Origin of the sequence: Bacteroides sp. AF20-13LB (assembly GCF_003603065.1) — a bacterium.
In the GTDB taxonomy this organism is placed as follows: domain Bacteria; phylum Bacteroidota; class Bacteroidia; order Bacteroidales; family Bacteroidaceae; genus Bacteroides; species Bacteroides uniformis.
Window position 1 is genome coordinate 72,250 of record NZ_QTMH01000015.1, and the last position, 17,047, is coordinate 89,296.

At 44.7% G+C, this 17,047-nt stretch carries 8 protein-coding genes and 1 pseudogene; 3 read left to right on the forward strand and 6 right to left on the reverse strand.

Annotated features, from left to right (window positions below; translation table 11 throughout):
* Window positions 1-130: 130 nt before the first annotated feature.
* Both mdh and DWX62_RS17715 read left to right on the forward strand, forming a co-directional pair.
* On the forward strand, window positions 131-1,072 hold the full coding sequence (mdh, locus tag DWX62_RS17710) for a malate dehydrogenase (protein ID WP_005829779.1): 942 nt from the start codon (window positions 131-133) through the stop codon (window positions 1,070-1,072).
* A gap of 94 nt (window positions 1,073-1,166) precedes the next feature.
* Window positions 1,167-4,424, forward strand: coding sequence for a S41 family peptidase (locus tag DWX62_RS17715; RefSeq protein WP_005833385.1), 3,258 nt, complete (start codon window positions 1,167-1,169; stop codon window positions 4,422-4,424).
* A gap of 1,524 nt (window positions 4,425-5,948) precedes the next feature.
* Here DWX62_RS17715 and DWX62_RS22385 read toward each other — a convergent pair.
* The 4 genes and pseudogenes from DWX62_RS22385 to DWX62_RS17735 all read right to left on the reverse strand — a co-directional run.
* A pseudogene (locus DWX62_RS22385) lies at window positions 5,949-7,058 on the reverse strand (glycoside hydrolase family 88 protein); the annotation flags it as partial.
* A 124-nt stretch (window positions 7,059-7,182) separates the two neighbouring features.
* Window positions 7,183-8,799, reverse strand: coding sequence for a RagB/SusD family nutrient uptake outer membrane protein (locus DWX62_RS17725; protein WP_009037857.1), 1,617 nt, complete (start codon window positions 8,797-8,799; stop codon window positions 7,183-7,185).
* Between the two features lie 21 nt (window positions 8,800-8,820).
* Complete coding sequence (locus tag DWX62_RS17730) at window positions 8,821-12,060, reverse strand: TonB-dependent receptor (RefSeq protein WP_120173041.1); 3,240 nt, start codon at window positions 12,058-12,060, stop codon at window positions 8,821-8,823.
* A 106-nt stretch (window positions 12,061-12,166) separates the two neighbouring features.
* Window positions 12,167-13,186, reverse strand: coding sequence for a FecR domain-containing protein (locus tag DWX62_RS17735; protein ID WP_120173045.1), 1,020 nt, complete (start codon window positions 13,184-13,186; stop codon window positions 12,167-12,169).
* A 152-nt stretch (window positions 13,187-13,338) separates the two neighbouring features.
* On the opposite strand from DWX62_RS17735, the gene DWX62_RS17740 reads away from it, so the two are divergent.
* On the forward strand, window positions 13,339-13,887 hold the full coding sequence (locus DWX62_RS17740) for an RNA polymerase sigma-70 factor (protein WP_005829791.1): 549 nt from the start codon (window positions 13,339-13,341) through the stop codon (window positions 13,885-13,887).
* Between the two features lie 69 nt (window positions 13,888-13,956).
* Here the strand turns inward: DWX62_RS17740 and DWX62_RS17745 are convergent, their stop codons facing one another.
* On the reverse strand, window positions 13,957-16,167 hold the full coding sequence (locus DWX62_RS17745) for a glycoside hydrolase family 3 N-terminal domain-containing protein (protein WP_120173042.1): 2,211 nt from the start codon (window positions 16,165-16,167) through the stop codon (window positions 13,957-13,959).
* 106 nt (window positions 16,168-16,273) lie between these two features.
* Window positions 16,274-17,044 carry a hypothetical protein gene (locus DWX62_RS17750; RefSeq protein WP_009037861.1) on the reverse strand — a complete coding sequence of 257 codons (771 nt, stop codon included), beginning with the start codon at window positions 17,042-17,044 and terminating at the stop codon, window positions 16,274-16,276.
* Window positions 17,045-17,047: the final 3 nt, after the last annotated feature.

Consider the following 17,047-nt stretch of genomic DNA (forward strand, 5'->3'; position numbering starts at 1 on the left):
TCGTCCACTAATCATTGGCTAAATGTGTATTTAACTAAAATTATTACGGAAATATTTCTCTAATTACGAAGTTCGCTGTACTTTTGCGTCATCTTTAAAGAACACTTATAAACAAAAAACTTTAGAAATTATGTCAAAAGTAACCGTAGTAGGTGCAGGTAACGTAGGTGCTACATGCGCTAATGTGTTAGCCTTTAATGAAGTGGCTGACGAAGTGGTAATGCTGGACGTGAAAGAAGGCGTTTCAGAAGGTAAGGCAATGGATATGATGCAGACTGCTCAACTGCTGGGCTTCGACACCACTGTTGTAGGTTGTACCAACGATTATGAGAAGACTGCCAACTCCGACGTTGTAGTGATTACTTCCGGTATTCCCCGTAAACCGGGTATGACTCGTGAAGAATTGATCGGTGTTAATGCAGGTATCGTTAAGTCGGTTGCACAGAACATCTTGAAATATTCTCCGAATGCTATCCTTGTGGTTATCTCCAACCCGATGGATACCATGACTTATCTGTCATTGAAGTCTCTGGGCTTGCCGAAGAACCGTATCATCGGTATGGGTGGTGCTTTGGATAGCTCTCGTTTCAAATATTTCTTGTCTCAGGCTTTGGGCTGCAACGCCAACGAAGTGGAAGGCATGGTTATCGGTGGTCACGGTGATACTACCATGATTCCGTTGGCTCGTCTGGCTACTTACAAAGGACAGCCGGTAAGCACACTGCTGAGCGAAGAAAAACTGAACGAAGTGGTAGCTTCTACTATGGTAGGTGGTGCTACACTGACTAAGTTGCTGGGTACTTCTGCATGGTATGCTCCGGGTGCGGCAGGCGCTTATGTCGTTGAGTCTATCATCCACAACCAGAAGAAGATGATTCCTTGTTCAGTATATCTGGAAGGAGAATACGGTGAATCAGACATCTGTATCGGTGTTCCCGTAATCCTTGGCAAGAACGGTATCGAGAAAATCGTTGAACTGGAACTGACTGCTGACGAAAAAGCTAAATTTGCTGCCAGCGCTGCTGCCGTTCACAAGACAAATGCCGCTTTGAAGGAAGTAGGTGCTCTCTAATTGAGGGTAACTTAAAATGATAAGCAAACCTCACGGTCTTTTTCCGAAAGGAAAAGTCGTGAGGTTTTTTTATTCTCCAAAAACAAGAATCATTATGAAAAAACTACTATTAGGTATTGCTGCCGCTTGCCTGGCTGGTTTTACTTTTGCGCAGGATGCTCCGCTGTGGATGCGTCATAGTGTCATCTCTCCCGATGGGACCACCATTGCTTTTACGTATAAAGGAGACATCTATACGGTGCCGGTTGCCGGTGGACGTGCCATGCAGATAACTACCAATCCCGCATATGATACGGCTCCGGTATGGAGTCCGGACAGTAAGCGGATTGCTTTTGCTTCGGACCGTATGGGAAGCCTGGACGTCTACATTGTGGCCAAAGACGGAGGCGAACCACGACGGCTGACTACCCACTCGGGAAGCGAAACGCCGCTTGCTTTTACAGATGCCGGACATGTCTTGTTTTCTGCGGGCATCATGCCGTCTGCCGAGGCTGTTGTCTTTCCCTCTAACGGGCAGTTCAACCAGGTCTATCGAGTATCAGTGGAGGGAGGGCGCCCGACGATGATTTCGTCCATGCCTATGGAGTGCATCTCCATCAATAAGGAGGGAGCGATGTTGTATCAAGATAAGAAAGGTTACGAGGACTACTGGCGTAAACATCACGTATCGCCCATTGCCCGTGACATCTGGATGTATACTCCGGGAAAAGAACCGCAGTACCGCCAGCTGACCACTTTCGGAGGAGAAGACCGTGAACCGGTTTGGGCTCCTGATGGAAAAACATTCTACTATCTGAGTGAGGAAAACGGCTCTTTCAATATCTACCGACGTACTCCCGGAGATGCGAAGGCCGTGCAGTTGACGCACTATACCAAAAATCCGGTACGCTATCTCAGTGCCGCTACGGACGGAAGGTTGTGCTATGGATTTGATGGTGAGATTTACACCCTGCTTCCCGGTGGAGAAGCGCAAAAGGTGAACATCAGCATTGTTTCCGACAGAAACGACAAGGATATTATCCGCCAGATTAAGAGTAGCGGTGCCACGGAAATGGCAGTGTCTCCGGATGGTAAGGAAGTGGCTTTCGTTTTGCGCGGCGATGTCTACGTCACTTCAGTGGAATATAAGACTACGAAGCAGATAACGAATACTTCTTGTCAGGAACGTACCGTAGACTTTGCCCCCGATGGGCGGACACTGGTTTATGCTTCCGAGCGTGGCGGGCTTTGGCAACTTTACACTTCGACGATTGTGCGTAAGGATGAAAAGCTGTTTACCTATGCCACAGCGCTGAAGGAAGAACGCTTGATAAACTCGGATGCCGCTTCTTTCCAACCCCAATACAGCCCTGACGGTAAAGAGATTGCCTTTCTCGAAAACCGCAGCACCATCCGTGTCATCAATTTGAAGACAAAGGATGTGCGTACCGTTATGGATGGCAAGTATCAATACTCTTATTCGGACGGTGACCAGTGGTTTCAGTGGAGTCCGGACAGCAAATGGATTCTTTCGGACTATATCGGTGTAGGTGGATGGAACAACAAAGATGTTGTGCTGCTGAATGCCGATGGCAAGGGTGAAATGGTGAACCTGACCGAGAGCGGATACAACGATGGCAATGCCAAATGGGTATTGGGTGGAAAAGCCATGATTTGGACCAGTGACCGTGCGGGGTATCGCAGCCACGGCAGTTGGGGAGCCGAAGACGATACTTATATCATGTTCTTTGATGCTGAAGCATACGACCGTTTTTTGATGAACAAGGAAGAAACCGCTTTACTCGAGGAAGCGGAGAAGGCGGAGAAGGAAAAAGCCGGGAAGAAAGACGAAAAGGATGCCAAGAAGAAAAAAGGGGATGCCGACAAAGATAAGGAGAAAAAGGTAGAGCCGTTAAAGTTCGACCTCGCAAACCGCTTTGACCGTATTGTACGCCTGACCGTCAACTCCTCGCATATGGCAGATGCCATGCTTTCTGCTAAAGGGGATAAACTCTATTATCTTTCTGTTTTCGAGGATGGGTACGATCTTTGGGAACACAATCTGAAAGAGAATGTTACAAAAGTTCTTTTGAAGAAAGTAGGTGCAGGCGCTTTGCAGCCTGACAAGGAAGGGAAGAATATCTTCCTTTGTGCCCGCGACGGAATGAAGAAGATAGAGATTGAAGGCAGCAAGATTTCTCCAATTGAATTTGAGGCTTTCTTCGATTACCGCCCTTATGGTGAGCGTGAATATATCTTCGACCACATCTGGCAGCAGGTAAATGATAAGTTCTATGTGGCAGACTTGCAAGGTACGGACTGGAATGGATACAAAGAAACTTATAAGCGCTTCTTGCCGTATATCAACAATAACTACGATTTTGCGGAAATGCTGAGTGAGATGCTGGGTGAATTGAACGGTTCTCATACGGGAGCGCGTTATTATGCTTCGGGCGCAGCACTTCCTACGGCTGCTTTGGGAGTGTTCTATGATGAAGCTTATGCGGGCGATGGACTGAAGATTAAAGAAATTATAGCTCAGAGTCCATTGACGAAGAAAAAGACGGATGTCAAGCCTGGCTGTATTATCGAGAAAGTGGATGGTGTTGCCATTAAGGCTGGCGCTGATTATTTCCCGTTACTCGAAGGTAAGGCAGGCCGCAAGGTGATTCTCTCGGTCTATGATCCTGTTACCGGAAAGCGGTTTGAAGAAACCTTGAAGCCCATATCTTACGGTGCCCAGAATGAGCTGTTGTATAAGCGCTGGGTGGAAAACTGCCGCAAGAAGGTGGATGAATATTCTGGCGGACGCATTGCTTATATTCACATCAAAGGTATGGATAGTCCGAGCTTCCGTAAGATTTACTCCGATTTGTTGAGCGAAAGCAGTCGTAAGAAAGAGGCTGTTGTGGTGGATACCCGCCATAACGGAGGCGGGTGGCTGCACGAACAAGTAGCGACGTTACTTAGCGGCAAGGAGTATGAACGCTTTGTGCCGCGTGGCCAGTACATCGGCAGCGATCCTTTTGACAGATGGCTGAAACCTTCGTGTATGCTGGTTTGCGAGGATAATTACAGCAATGCCCACGGTACTCCTTTCGTATATAAGACGTTGAGAATAGGCAAGCTGGTAGGTGCTCCCGTGGCAGGAACCATGACTGCTGTCTGGTGGGAAAGCCAGATCGATCCAAGTATTGTATTCGGTATTCCGCAGGTAGGCTGCATGGATATGCAGGGCAACTATCTGGAGAACCGCACGTTGCAGCCTGATATCCTGGTCTATAATGAACCGGAAGCTGTTTTGAAGGGAGAAGATGCACAGCTGAAAGCGGCGGTGGACCACTTGCTGAAGGGGTTGCCGCAAAAGAAATAGATGGATTGGACTTTATAAACAAGAGGCTGAATTCAAGATTGAATTCAGCCTCTTGTTTATAAAGTCGATGGGGTGTCTTATTTATTTTACAGTTACTTCTGACAGTTTTAACCAACCAGAATTAGTGAAGGTTCCCTTGGCAGAGATATCCAGCCCCTTAACATTGCTTCCATTGCCTTTGGTTGTATCGACTAAAGCTACTGCCCAGGTATAGGTTCCTTTTTTTACCCCGTGAAGTTTGGGAGTGAACTCATAGGAAGTGGGATAGCCTTTTATCCAGACGGATAAATCAGTATTGTTGTCCAGATAAGAGTAGACTACTTGATTGTCTTGGTTCAATAATGCGAAAGCTACTTTATACTTTTGGTTCCATTGTGGTATATTGGTTGGGCAATATCCCCAGCCTAAGTTGTTCCAGCGATGTACTATCTTTATTCTTGAACCACTCTTCATTTCTTTGGGAACTACAATGGAATCGGGATATAAACGATAACCTCCTTCGGAGATGAAACGCTCAACCAAAGGATAGGCATCACGGAACCAACTCATGGTTTCGTCTCCTACACGGAAATCCATCATGTTGACATGAGCTTCCTGACCGTCTTCAAATTCTCCGATACGCACATCTTTGGCTGTTTTGTAACCGCTCGGGTCATTGTGATAAGGGTGCTTGCTCACAATCCATCCACCTTCCAGTAGAACCGGGCGTTTCATAATCCAAGGTTTCACATAGTTTCGCTCCCACTGGCCGTAATACTCTCTCATTCCGAAAGCATCATGACGTAAGGAAAAGCCTTTCTCGCAAGCGCTGTCCAACAAGCGTTTACTATCGGGATCAAAATTCTCCTCACCTGCCCAGTCTTTGCCTGCACCCATCCAACGATGGTAGTTGATAACTAAAGGTACTTTGGTGAAGTGTTTGACGTAGAGGTCTGTAATCCAATTGAACACAGCTTCCCGGTTCTTGGGGTCAATGTACTTCATAGTGTGTGCCTCACCCCATTTGCCAAGACCGTAGCCGTCTATAAATTCCACCAGGTCAGGGTCATTGTATTTTTGGGCAAATGCTTCTATGAACTTTGCATATTTCTCCTGGAAGATAGGGTCATCAGGATAGGGAGAGCGTTTTCCATTGTCTGTATAGTATTTGGCTCCTGCATCGAATACATAGGCCGGAGTGGCTTCATTTTTTCGGTCGCGGCTGTCGACAACTACACGGAAAGAGAGACGCATACCTCTGTCGAGTGCCCCTTGAATTACTTTTTTCAACTTTTCGTTGGTATCCCAGCCGTAGACTCCTTCGGCGGGATTGAAGGTACTCCAATGCGTACGGATATAGAGTGTGCGTGCATAATCGGAGATTTTCACGGTTGTTCCTTTTTCCGGTACATAGATATGGTCGTATTTCTTCCAGAAGTCATCGCTGACATTCTCATTTGCATAAACAACCCAACCACTTAAAGGGTTTCCCTGCATGGTTTTTCTGTCTGGCCAGATTTTTATATAATCAGCTTCCGTATCTACAGCCATCTTGTATATCTGGCATCCTGCTGCAAGAAACGCACCGACACCGTAAACTTCTGTCATGTCACGCGTCACTTTACGGGGGTCGGCACCGATAGGCTGTACCCAGCCAAGTTTACCGCTTGCATCTACAGCATCGGTCAGTGCCTTCCAGCCTTTTATAATGACTGGCATGAAATCGTCTTCATTCAAGAGTCCCGCATTTACGCCATAGGCCAACGCATATACAAAGAAACCGGTGGAACTGGTTTCGGGAGAAGGATAAGAAGCCGGATCCAGAAGGCTGGCATGCCAATAACCGTCTTCGTTCTGCAATCCGGCGATACGTGTGCATAACCGGATAAACAGTTCTTCGTAATAAGCGCGTTCCATCAAGCCTTTGGGCAACTCCTGCAATACTTCTGCCAGACCGGCCAGTACCCAGGCATTTCCACGTCCCCAGAACACCTTTTTGCCATTGGCTTCTTTTTTACCGAAATAATGCCAATCGCGGTAGAAAAGGTTCTCTTCCTTATCGAATAGGTATTCGTAGGTAGCCCGGTATTCATTGTCCATGAATTGGAGGTATTTCCGGTTGTTGGTTTCACGGTATAGCTTGGCATAAACCGGGGGGGCCATAAACAAGGCATCACACCAGGTCCAGCGTTCTAGGGTTTTGTTGTCACCATACTCCAGTTTGAATGTACCGTTGGATGGATGGTTGACAATCCATTCCGTACGTGCCAGGGTAGGAGCCAGTATTTCCTCTTTTTTATATTTACGGTATAAGTCAATGAATGATTGGGAAACGGTTATATCGTCTGCATGGTACAACCGCTGATGGGGTTGCCAGCAGTTTCGTCTTCCTATTTTATAGAGCCATTGATAGTAGGTGCTGTCATTGTACTCCTCTTCTGCCAGTTTAGCCCAATCTACCATACCTACATAAAGTGCTCCATTGGTCCAATCCAGGTCGTGGTGTTCGTGGGCAGTGTTAGGATTGGAAATTTGCCAGTCTGCCACTTGCTTCATTTTCTCTTTTACTTCCTTTTTGCTGAATGGCACTTGTGCCATGATTGCCATACTGATAAACAGAAAGGCTGCTGCTGTTAATTGTCTGTGTATCTTCATGATTGTTTATTGATAAAATTAAGGGAATTGCCTTTGTTCTCAATGGACGCGGACAATTCCCTTTATGAGAATCTTGAAAACTATCTTTTTACCTTTATTCGTGTTTTATTTTGTCTTTGTGCTGTTAATATCCCTCGTTTTGCGGGAATTCTGCACCCGTATTTGAATCGATTATGCTCTGAGGAATCGGCCATAATGTGTGGTAATCACGCATAACGGGCCCCGATTCTGTATTGTATTTGCGGGTACGCTCCAATAATTTGCCGGTACGGCATAAGGTAAAGCGGCGTGATTCTTCACCTACCAACTCGCGGATACGTTCGTCCAGCAAGAAGTCCATGGTCATTTCACTGTCCGTAATTTCAGGAGCATGCGCGCGACGGCGTACAACATTGATTGCTTCGCGGGCACCTGAAATATCGTTCAACCCCAACCTTGCTTCGCAGAGTAAGAGATAAGTCTCGGACAAACGGAACTTCATGCGGTCACGGTAGGAACCGGTCAAAGAAAGGTTTTCGGAACGGCCATAGAAGAATTTTGTCAGAGCCGGATAAAGACGGAAGGTGGTAAACCATGTTTCGTCTGTAATCGTGGCTTTTTTACCATAAAGGTCGGGCATGTTCTCGTTGTTGTAATACCAGTTACGTTTGATGTTGTATTCGGAATTACGAATGTCTTCTTCATCAAAGAAACCGGTATCTTCTCCAATCCACCATTTCATTGGTACCAATTGCGACAAGCCGCGGCCACCCAGTGAGTCTGCCAAAACAAAACCGGTAATTTCGAAGTATTTGGGTTCCCAGGCACGGCGTGTCCAGTCATCGGAATTTGTACCGCCACCAGTAGTGTTATATTCAAACTGCATGACCCAAATGCTTTCCATATTGCCGGATGTGCGATTTTGATTGTTTTCAACGAATAGGTCGGAGAACACATCGCCGTTTGCTTTTGCCTTTTCACCGAAGCGGTCTTCCATCAAGTGGAAATATCCGCTGTTGATGACATTCTCTGCGGCAGTTTCAGCCTTTGCATAATCACCCTGCATCAAGTAAACCTCACTTAGTAAGTGTTCTGCCGCCCATTTGGTCAGCTTGCCGACTTTTACGGCATCAGGGTCAGTAGGCAGGTTCTCGACAGCAAACTGAAGGTCTTCTACCATGTGGGCAATAACCTCTTCCTTCGGTGTACGGGTAAAATCGATTCTGAACTGATCTTGAATCTTGTCTACATAAGGAACGTCTCCATACAGATAAACCAATGTACGGTATGCATAGGCGCGGAAAAAACGTGATTCTGCCTGATAGAGCGCCTTGTCTGTGCTATTATCCCAGTTCGTGTTTATTTCCGAGTATTTCAACATCTCATTGGCTCCTGCAATCAGACTATAAGCCCAGTTCCAGTAGGAGCCTACAATACCGGTATTTGGAGTTAATGTCAAGAAACCGAACGGTTGGATAGAACCGTCTTTGGTACCCATGGTAGCAAGGTCAGTGGCAATCTGCAATGCTTCGTAAGGGCAAGCGGCATTGTGCATGAAGGCACCGTTTTCACCCCAAGTGTTGTATTCAGAGCGTGCTTCGGCATAAAGTCCGGTAGAACCTACTTCGAAACCATAGGAACTTGTATATGTGTTGTCCGGAGCTAGTTCACTTTTCAGTTTCTCATCCAGAAAGTCAGAGCAACCGGTAGCAGACAGAGCTACTAACAGAGCTAGAGTTGCTTTTGATATATAATTTTTCATTGTATATATATTTAAGTAAGTTTAGAATGATAAGTTCAGTCCAAGTACGTAGGAACGTGCAGTCGGGTAAGAGGCAAACCAACTGTTGTCATAGTTCAATACGCTGCGTATGTCACAGAATGTATAAGGATTCTCCACACTGATATTGACTCCCAAACCGCTCAGTCCCAATTTCTTTACAAAATTCTTTTCAAAATTGTATCCTAAAGTGATATTCTTTATTTGGATGTATGTAAAGTCTTTGTAATAGCTGTGTCCGTCGAAGTTGTTATATGCTGGAGAAGCATATTTGGAATTGGTGTGTTCCGGTGTCCAGTAATCGGCATTATGCAGATAGTTGTATAAGTTGTAACTCCAACTTCCGATATTGGCTTCGTTCAACTCACGTGTAACTTTGAAGGTTCCATTCAGTAGGAATGACAAGTAAAAGTTCTTGTAAGTCAATGTATTGCTCATAGACATGAGGAAGCTTGGATTCTTTGAACCGATGATAACTTTGTCATTGGAGTCAATATAACCGTTTCCGTCTGCATCTTTCACTTTGGCAGAACCTGGTTTGGCACCTTTTTGGATCTCTTTTTCTGTACCGTCTGCTGCGGTATAGGTGAATTTGTCACCTTGCTGCCAGATGCCGTCGACGTCATAGTCGTAGTAAACTCGCAAGGGTTTGCCGATGAACCATTTATTGGTGATATCATCTTTTTTGTCACCACGTAGGTCTACAATCTTGTCACGGTTCAGTGAAAAGATGATTCCGGTGCTCCATTCGAAGTCCTTATTACGTATGTTGACGGTGTTCAAGGTAAATTCAACACCTTTATTGCGTGTTTTACCCACATTATCCCAAATGGTTTTATAGCCGTTCATGATAGGAACAGTACGTTTCATCAGCAAGTCTTTTGTGTTGGCGACATACATTTCAATGTTACCGTTGATACGGCCGTTGAAGAATGAATAGTCGATACCGACGTTGAATGTTTGGGTTGTTTCCCACTTTAGATTCGGATTTCCGACACCGTCATTGGCCAGATAAGCACCGTTGACACCTGCTCCACCGTCACCCCAGATATAGTTTGTGAGGTGCAGACGGTCCAATGTCTGATAGGGGTTGATGGCTTGGTTACCGTTAGAACCATAAGATACGCGGAGCTTCAATTGGTCCAGCCAGTTTTGTGCATTTTCCATAAAACTTTCGGAAGCAATGTTCCATGCAGCAGCCACTGACGGGAAGAATGCATACTTGTTGTTTGCACCGAAGGCAGAATAGCCGTCGGAACGTCCGGTCAGGGTCAACATATATTTTCCTGCATATGAATAATTCAAGCGAAGCATATAAGACAGCATCGAGGTTTCTGATAAACCAGAACTTACGGTTTTATTCTTTTCACCTGCATTGATGTTATGATAACTGGAATCATCGTTTACAAAACTTTCGGCACTTGACTTGGAAGTCTTTTTCTGAGTTTGTTGTACACTGAACAAACCTGTAGCGTCGAAACGGTGCTTGCCAAATTCACGATTATATTTGAGCAGATTTTCCCAAGTGTAATCCCAGTAGTGTTCATTGTTGATGCTGGCTTTTCCGCTGGCTGTTCTACCGTCTTTGGTGTCACGGCCATAGTATGTGCCGGTAAAGTCGCTACGATAGTTGTAACCAAAGGTTGTACGGGCTGAAAGACCTTTTACCGGCAACAGAATGTCAGCATAGGTGTTGATGAAGAAGTTACGTCTTGTTTGATCTTGGTCGGCATTGACATTGGCCATCGGGTTAATAATCAGGGATTGGTCCATAGGTTCTTCATAATACTTGCCGTTTTCATCTTTGTAGATACCATAAGGACTTTGCTTTACAGCATGTTCAATATTCGGGGTTATACCACCGCCATCTCTTTGAATAAATTGGGTCTGTATACCAATAGTCAGCCATTTGTTTAATACTTGTGTGACATTCAAATTGATATTGTAACGTTTCATAGCAGAATTGTAGACTACACCTTCTTGATCCAGATAGGAAACTGCCCCCATATAAGTGGTGCTTTCAGTACCTCCGGAAATGCCTACTTGATGTTCCATGGTAAATGCATTGCGGAAAATATAGTCCTGCCAGTCGTTTGTAACGCCTTTCTTGTAATTTATAAGTTCGCTGGCACTCAGAATATTCTCAGGAGCCAATTGGTCTCCGCTCCATCCATCTTTCAGGCGTGCAATGTCTTGTTTAAATGTGATGTATTCGTCTGGAGTCATCACATCAATAGTCTGTTGGGGTTGCGACATTCTGAACTGCCCTTTGTATGTAACTTGGGGTGCACCTTTCTTGCCTTTCTTTGATTGAATCAAGATAACACCATTGGAACCGCGTGAGCCGTAGATAGCTGCTGCGGAAGCATCTTTCAAGACACTAAGGCTTTCGATGATGTTTGGGTCAATATCACTCAAAGAACCATTGTAAGGAATACCGTCCAATACAATAAGCGGTGCATTGTCAGCACTTAATGAGTTTTCACCACGTACACGGAGGGTTTGGTCTGCCCCCGGTTTCGCATCACCAGTAGTTACGCTTAAGCCCGGAATTTGTCCTGCGAGACGGTCCATCAAGTTACTGCTATTTATCATGTTCAGTTTCTTCTGGTCTACTGATACCAGACCTCCAGTCAGGTCGGACTTACGCTGTGTACCATAGCCGATTACCACGACTTCTGCCAGTGTTTTACTGTCTTCCACTAACTTTACGGTACTGTTTCTACCAGCTTTTACAGTCTGTGTCACATAACCGATATAGGAGATTTTGAGATTACTCCCTGCCGGTGCGTTGATTGTGTATTTTCCGTCAAGATCTGTAATGACACCAGTACTGGTTCCTTCCACCATGACATTTGCTCCGATAATCGGTTCACCACTTTCGTCAATTACTGTACCAGAGATGTTCTGTGGTTGTCCGGATATTGCTTTGTTATTCTTTCCGGTATATAAAATAATGTGTGTTGCGTCGATTTCAAATTTAACATTAGTCCCTTTCAATAAGGCTGCTATTGTCTTATTAATAGTTTCATTCTTAACATTCAGGCTGACTTTCTGTTTGATGTCTATTTGCTGCGATTCATAGAAGAAAGTGTATCCGCTTTGCTTTTCCACTTTTGGCATAGCCTCTGATAATGGGATATTTGTGAACTTCAGTGTGATCAGTTTCTCTTTCTTTTGTGCAGAAACCGGGGCACATAGAAGTACCAGTATAAGAATGATGAGTTGTTTTCTTATATCCATAATTGTCTTAAATTTAAAGATTAATGTAGGTGTTTACTTTTCGTTAATTATTAAATAATGTGCATTTCTCATTTGTTTGGCATAAGTTTTTAATTTTGTTACTGTTTCATTTTACTTTTTGTTTTGTGTCTGCAAACGAAATTGTCAACTCATTCTCTTCGTTAAAGGTATATTTCATAGGTTGGATGCGTGCCATGATGCGGAGTATTTCGTCCAGCGGTTCGCTACGCAACGTAAACGTATAGAAATATTTATTGGATAATGTAGGATCCACGTCTATCTTTACCCGATACCATTTAGAAAGCAGTTTGCAAATGTCTCCCAATGAACGGTTTCTGAATACGAGTTGTGTATTTGCCCACGAAGAGGCAAAATGTACATCATCTTTTTCTACCTTAAGTGTCAGGGTTTTCCGATTAAAAGTAGCTGTTTCGCCCGGTTTGAGGAAACGGTTCTCTGTCTCGGTTTCCAAAGAGACGGACCCTTCTACCAAACTCACCAATGTATTTTCCGAACCGGGGAATGCATCGACATTGAATTTGGTTCCGTGAACTACGATACGCATACCTTCTGTCTGCACGATAAAAGGTTTGTCAGCATCGTGTGCTACATCGAAGTAAGCTTCACCAGTTACATTTACGATACGCTCATCCTTATTCATTTGTGATTCGTATTGCAAAGAGGTCTCTGTATGCATCCATACTTCGCTTCCGTCAGGAAGGAGAACCTTAGACTTACCCGACAAATTAGAGTATAACTGCGGCATGGCTTCAGGCTGTCCGTTAAGGAATCCTATGTAGAATGAGCAACCGATGGCAACAGCTATACATGCAGCTACTGCGTAGCGGTATATCCGTTTCAGTTCGAAGCGTTTCTTTGCAGGTTTTTCAGTCTGCTTAGGCTCGCTGGCGTGCATACGGTTGACAAGTTCATTCCAATAATATTCGGTATTGGGCGTGTAGTTTTCTACATTTGCCTGAATTTTTTCCCATAACAGTTGCAATTCCTTGAATAACGCTTCGTTGTTACTGCTGCGTAACCAAGTCTCCAATTGCCGCTCTTCGTCTGCGGAAATTTCCTGTTTCAACTTAGGAATGATTAAATTCCAAGGAACACTTTTTTTCATGATCACGATGTTTTTATAGGCCTTCACTTATATGACACATCACTTGAGTTTAACCCTTATTCCAATTCCAATTATTTTTTTAATAAATTTCGAGGAACGAATAATATTAGTATCTTTGCCACTCAAGAAGCCCTATCTAATATAACTTCGATATGCCTGCAGAAGATGATATCCTATTGTTACAGTTAATCAAACAAGATGACGAGAAGGCTTTCAAGCACCTTTTCGATACTTATTTTGTTTCACTCTGCCGCTTCATGTCCCTTTATCTGAGAGACAAGCAGGAGATAGAAGAACTGGCCCTTTCTATCTTTATGAATTTGTGGGAGGGTAGGGCCGATTTGACTCTTAAAATCTCATTCAAGGCTTATCTTTTCCAGTCTGCACGTAATCGTTGCCTGAATGCTTTACGCGATGAAAAGGATACGGTTCCCATCGAGGGAGGAGAAGAATATGGATATGCTCTTGCTGCTGATACTTCGGTGGAGATGGAAGAACTGAACCGATTGATTGAAGAAGCTGTTTGTTCCCTTCCGGACAAATGTGGGCAGGTTTATCGCAAAAGTAGGGAGGAAGGGAAGACTAATCAAGAAATTGCCGGGGAAATGGGGATTTCTGTCAAGACGGTGGAGGCCCAAATAACCAAAGCCTTGAAGCATATCAAGAAATTTTTAGGAGAACAGTATACTTATTTGTTCTAAAATAGAAATCGCAGGCCATCTGCCTTTTAGAATGATGAAAGGAGGATGGCCTGCAATATAAAAAGAAGATTAATCTATAACCGTGAATTTTACTTTCTGGTCTTTCACTATTACATAATATTCTCCATTCTCAAGGAAATGTTCACCATTGGCATTTACAAAACCAAGATCACGCATCGGGTCTATTTCAAAGCGGAATATATGTGTTTCACCTGCTTTAATTAGTTGCTTTTCGAAGTGCTTCAACTCTTTGCATGGACGGGTAATCGTGCTAAATGGGTCTGAGATAAACCAATGCACCACTTCTGCACCGTCACGTTTGCCTACATTGGTGACTGGGATTTCCATTACCAACTTTTCACCGCGTCTGATGGTTTCTTTGGGCAAGTTGATATTACCATAATTAAAGGTGGTATAACTCAAGCCGTATCCGAATTCATACAGTGGGGTAGAGGGGAGGTCTTGATATTTGCCACTTTGTGGACGGGCTGTTTTGCGCTGATTGTAATAGATTGGAATCTGTCCGGTGGAACGTGGAAAAGTAATGGAAAGCTTGCCCGAAGGATTTACCCGGCCGGACAAGACACCTGCCAATGGTTTACCGCCAGGTACTCCCGGTTGCCACATTTCAACGATGGCGTCACAGAGAGGTTCCACTTTAGAGAGTCCCAAAGGACGTCCGTTAGCCAGTACCAGAACAATCGGTTTGCATGCTTTCTTCATTTCAGCAATGAATTCCTCTTGAATGGCAGGCAGTTCTATGATGGAACGCGATGCGTTTTCGCCACTCCACTTTTTCTTTTCACCCATACAGAGTAGAATGACATCTGCTTTCCGGGCTACAGCCAGTGCCTCACTGAATTTGGAAGTGTCGTTACCGTCGAAATCACAACCCTCGGTATAAATCAGTTCAGCCTTGCCTGCAAATTCTGCATCCAGCGCCTTTTTGATGGGGAGGACATCTTCTGCATGTCCATGTCCATACCATGACCCCAGGAGCTCGGCATAGTTTTCTACCAGAGGCCCCATGACGGCGATAGTTGGCTTGTTCCCGTTTGCCAGAGGGAGTACCTTGTTTTCATTCTTCAGTAGAACAATGCTCTCTTCTGCCAGTTTCTCTGCAATAGCCAGGCTTTGTGGAAGGAGGAAGCGCTCTTTTTCTGTAGATGTCGGGGTGTAGGGATTGTCAAAAAGTCCAAGGCGGAATTTGATACGGAGCACGCGTTTTACTGCATCGTCCACCAGTTGCATGCTTATTTTACCTTCTTCCACCAGCTTTGCCATATGCCTGTCATAGCAATGCCCCATCATGTCCATTTCTAGGCCGGCGTTGAAAGCCAGACGGGCAGCTTCTTTGCGGTCGGCAGCATGGCCCTGGTCAATAAGTTGCGGTACTGCAGACCAGTCTGAAACAACAAAGCCGTCGTGTTTCCAACGGTTCTTCAGAATTTCTGTCATCGTGTAATGGTTGGCGCTTCCGGGAGTGCCGCTGATGTCATTGAATGAACTCATTAAAGTAGCGGCACCGGCTTTTACGCCAGCTTCATAGGGAGGAATATAGGTGTCCCACAGAGTCTGATTGGAGATTTCCGTATAAACATAGTCACGTCCTGCTTCAGAAGCGCCGTATCCGATATAATGTTTAAGGCAGGCGGCTACTCGCTTGCTGTCGGACATGTCTTCACCTTGGTATCCTTTGATAGATGCGACACCGAATACAGCATTGGTATAAGGGTCTTCGCCATAGCCCTCTGCAACGCGTCCCCAGCGTCCGTCTCTTGCCACGTCAATCATAGGGGAAAAAGTCCAGTCTACCCCGGACATGCGTGCTTCCTGGGCGGCAACGGCACATGCCTGTTCTACCAATTGGGGATTCCAAGAACATGCTTGTCCCAAAGAGATGGGATAAATGGTACGGAACCCGTGGATGACGTCGTATCCGAAAAGGATGGGGATACCCAGACGTGATTCTTCCATTGCTTTTCTCTGAGCCTCGTTACGCAGATTGGCATCTTCATCAAAATAAATGAGGGAGCCTAATGTGGCAGGAATTTTTTTTACTTCCTCACCACGATTGTTCTCGTTGTTATTCCGCCCCAAAGTGTACTGGTTGAGTTGTTGTACCTTTTCTTCCAGCGTCATTCTGCTGACCAGGTCATTCACACGCTCCTCAATGGGAGCTTTGGCATCTTTGTAGATGGGTTGCTTTTTGTTTGCAGCCATTGCTCCGGCCAGGCAACCACTTAAAAGGAGGCAACTGATAAATGTTAGTTTCTTCATGATATATATAATTATGCTATTCTCATTAAATAAGACACGTTTTTCGGAATCTGCTCCTACACAAAGGTCGTTTTTTTAAGGAATATAAACAAGTACATGCAAGGGCTTATTTGAAAATAGGCTTATCGGTTAGTGTCATGGAAGCTTGTTCGTTATTTTTTAGTTCAAATACCACTATTTCATTATTACCTGCTATCAGAGCACCAGCAGGTATCTCCAGGGTCTTTTCTGCATTTTCTTCCCAGTAGGCACCCAAATATTGCCCGTTTATCCAGACTTCTCCCATTCCCCAGCCAGACACGTCAAGAAAGGTCTCTTGTGCCGGATTGCTTACTGTGACACAACCTTTACGGAAGCAAGGGATGGAGGAGGTACCTTCTTTGAAAGTTATTCCGGCCACATCGCATTCCTTAATTTCCAATGGGGTCATCTTCCAGCCTTCTAAATCTGTCTTTCCCAATGTTATGCTGCCGTAGATACCTTTTGAATTGTCCAGAATTTCAGGACCATAGGTAATACGTCCGATATTTTCAGTATAGATACTAAGTTTGTGTATACCTATCGGTAGATTGGTTTTCAAGCTTTTACTGCTATCTTTTAAATATCCTTGCAGTTTGCCGTCTGCATAGACCACAGCATAATCCCGTACGTTTTCAATAGTTAGTGTGGGATTCTCCTCTTCCACATCAACGGTTGTCTCATAGAGGGCATAGCCAAAATCCATATCCAGTTCATTCATGGGCAGTAAGGCATCATCTTCTACAGTTTCTCCATAAACTTGTTCCAATGGAGCTGTTTGTGACATTTTTATCTCTTGTGCTGCTGCCGGTCCGACCGGCAGCAACAAAAGAGCCCAAAGCAAGAATAATTTCATCATATT

Bases quoted from the DNA above. Each gene is read 5' to 3' on its own strand.
- DWX62_RS17750 (WP_009037861.1), bottom strand. From the start codon at position 17,044: ATGATGAAATTATTCTTGCTTTGGGCTCTTTTGTTGCTGCCGGTCGGA.
- mdh (WP_005829779.1), top strand. From the start codon at position 131: ATGTCAAAAGTAACCGTAGTAGGTGCAGGTAACGTAGGTGCTACATGC.
- DWX62_RS17730 (WP_120173041.1), bottom strand. From the start codon at position 12,060: ATGGATATAAGAAAACAACTCATCATTCTTATACTGGTACTTCTATGT.
- DWX62_RS17715 (WP_005833385.1), top strand. From the start codon at position 1,167: ATGAAAAAACTACTATTAGGTATTGCTGCCGCTTGCCTGGCTGGTTTT.
- DWX62_RS17745 (WP_120173042.1), bottom strand. From the start codon at position 16,167: ATGAAGAAACTAACATTTATCAGTTGCCTCCTTTTAAGTGGTTGCCTG.
- DWX62_RS17740 (WP_005829791.1), top strand. From the start codon at position 13,339: ATGCCTGCAGAAGATGATATCCTATTGTTACAGTTAATCAAACAAGAT.
- DWX62_RS17725 (WP_009037857.1), bottom strand. From the start codon at position 8,799: ATGAAAAATTATATATCAAAAGCAACTCTAGCTCTGTTAGTAGCTCTG.
- DWX62_RS17735 (WP_120173045.1), bottom strand. From the start codon at position 13,186: ATGAAAAAAAGTGTTCCTTGGAATTTAATCATTCCTAAGTTGAAACAG.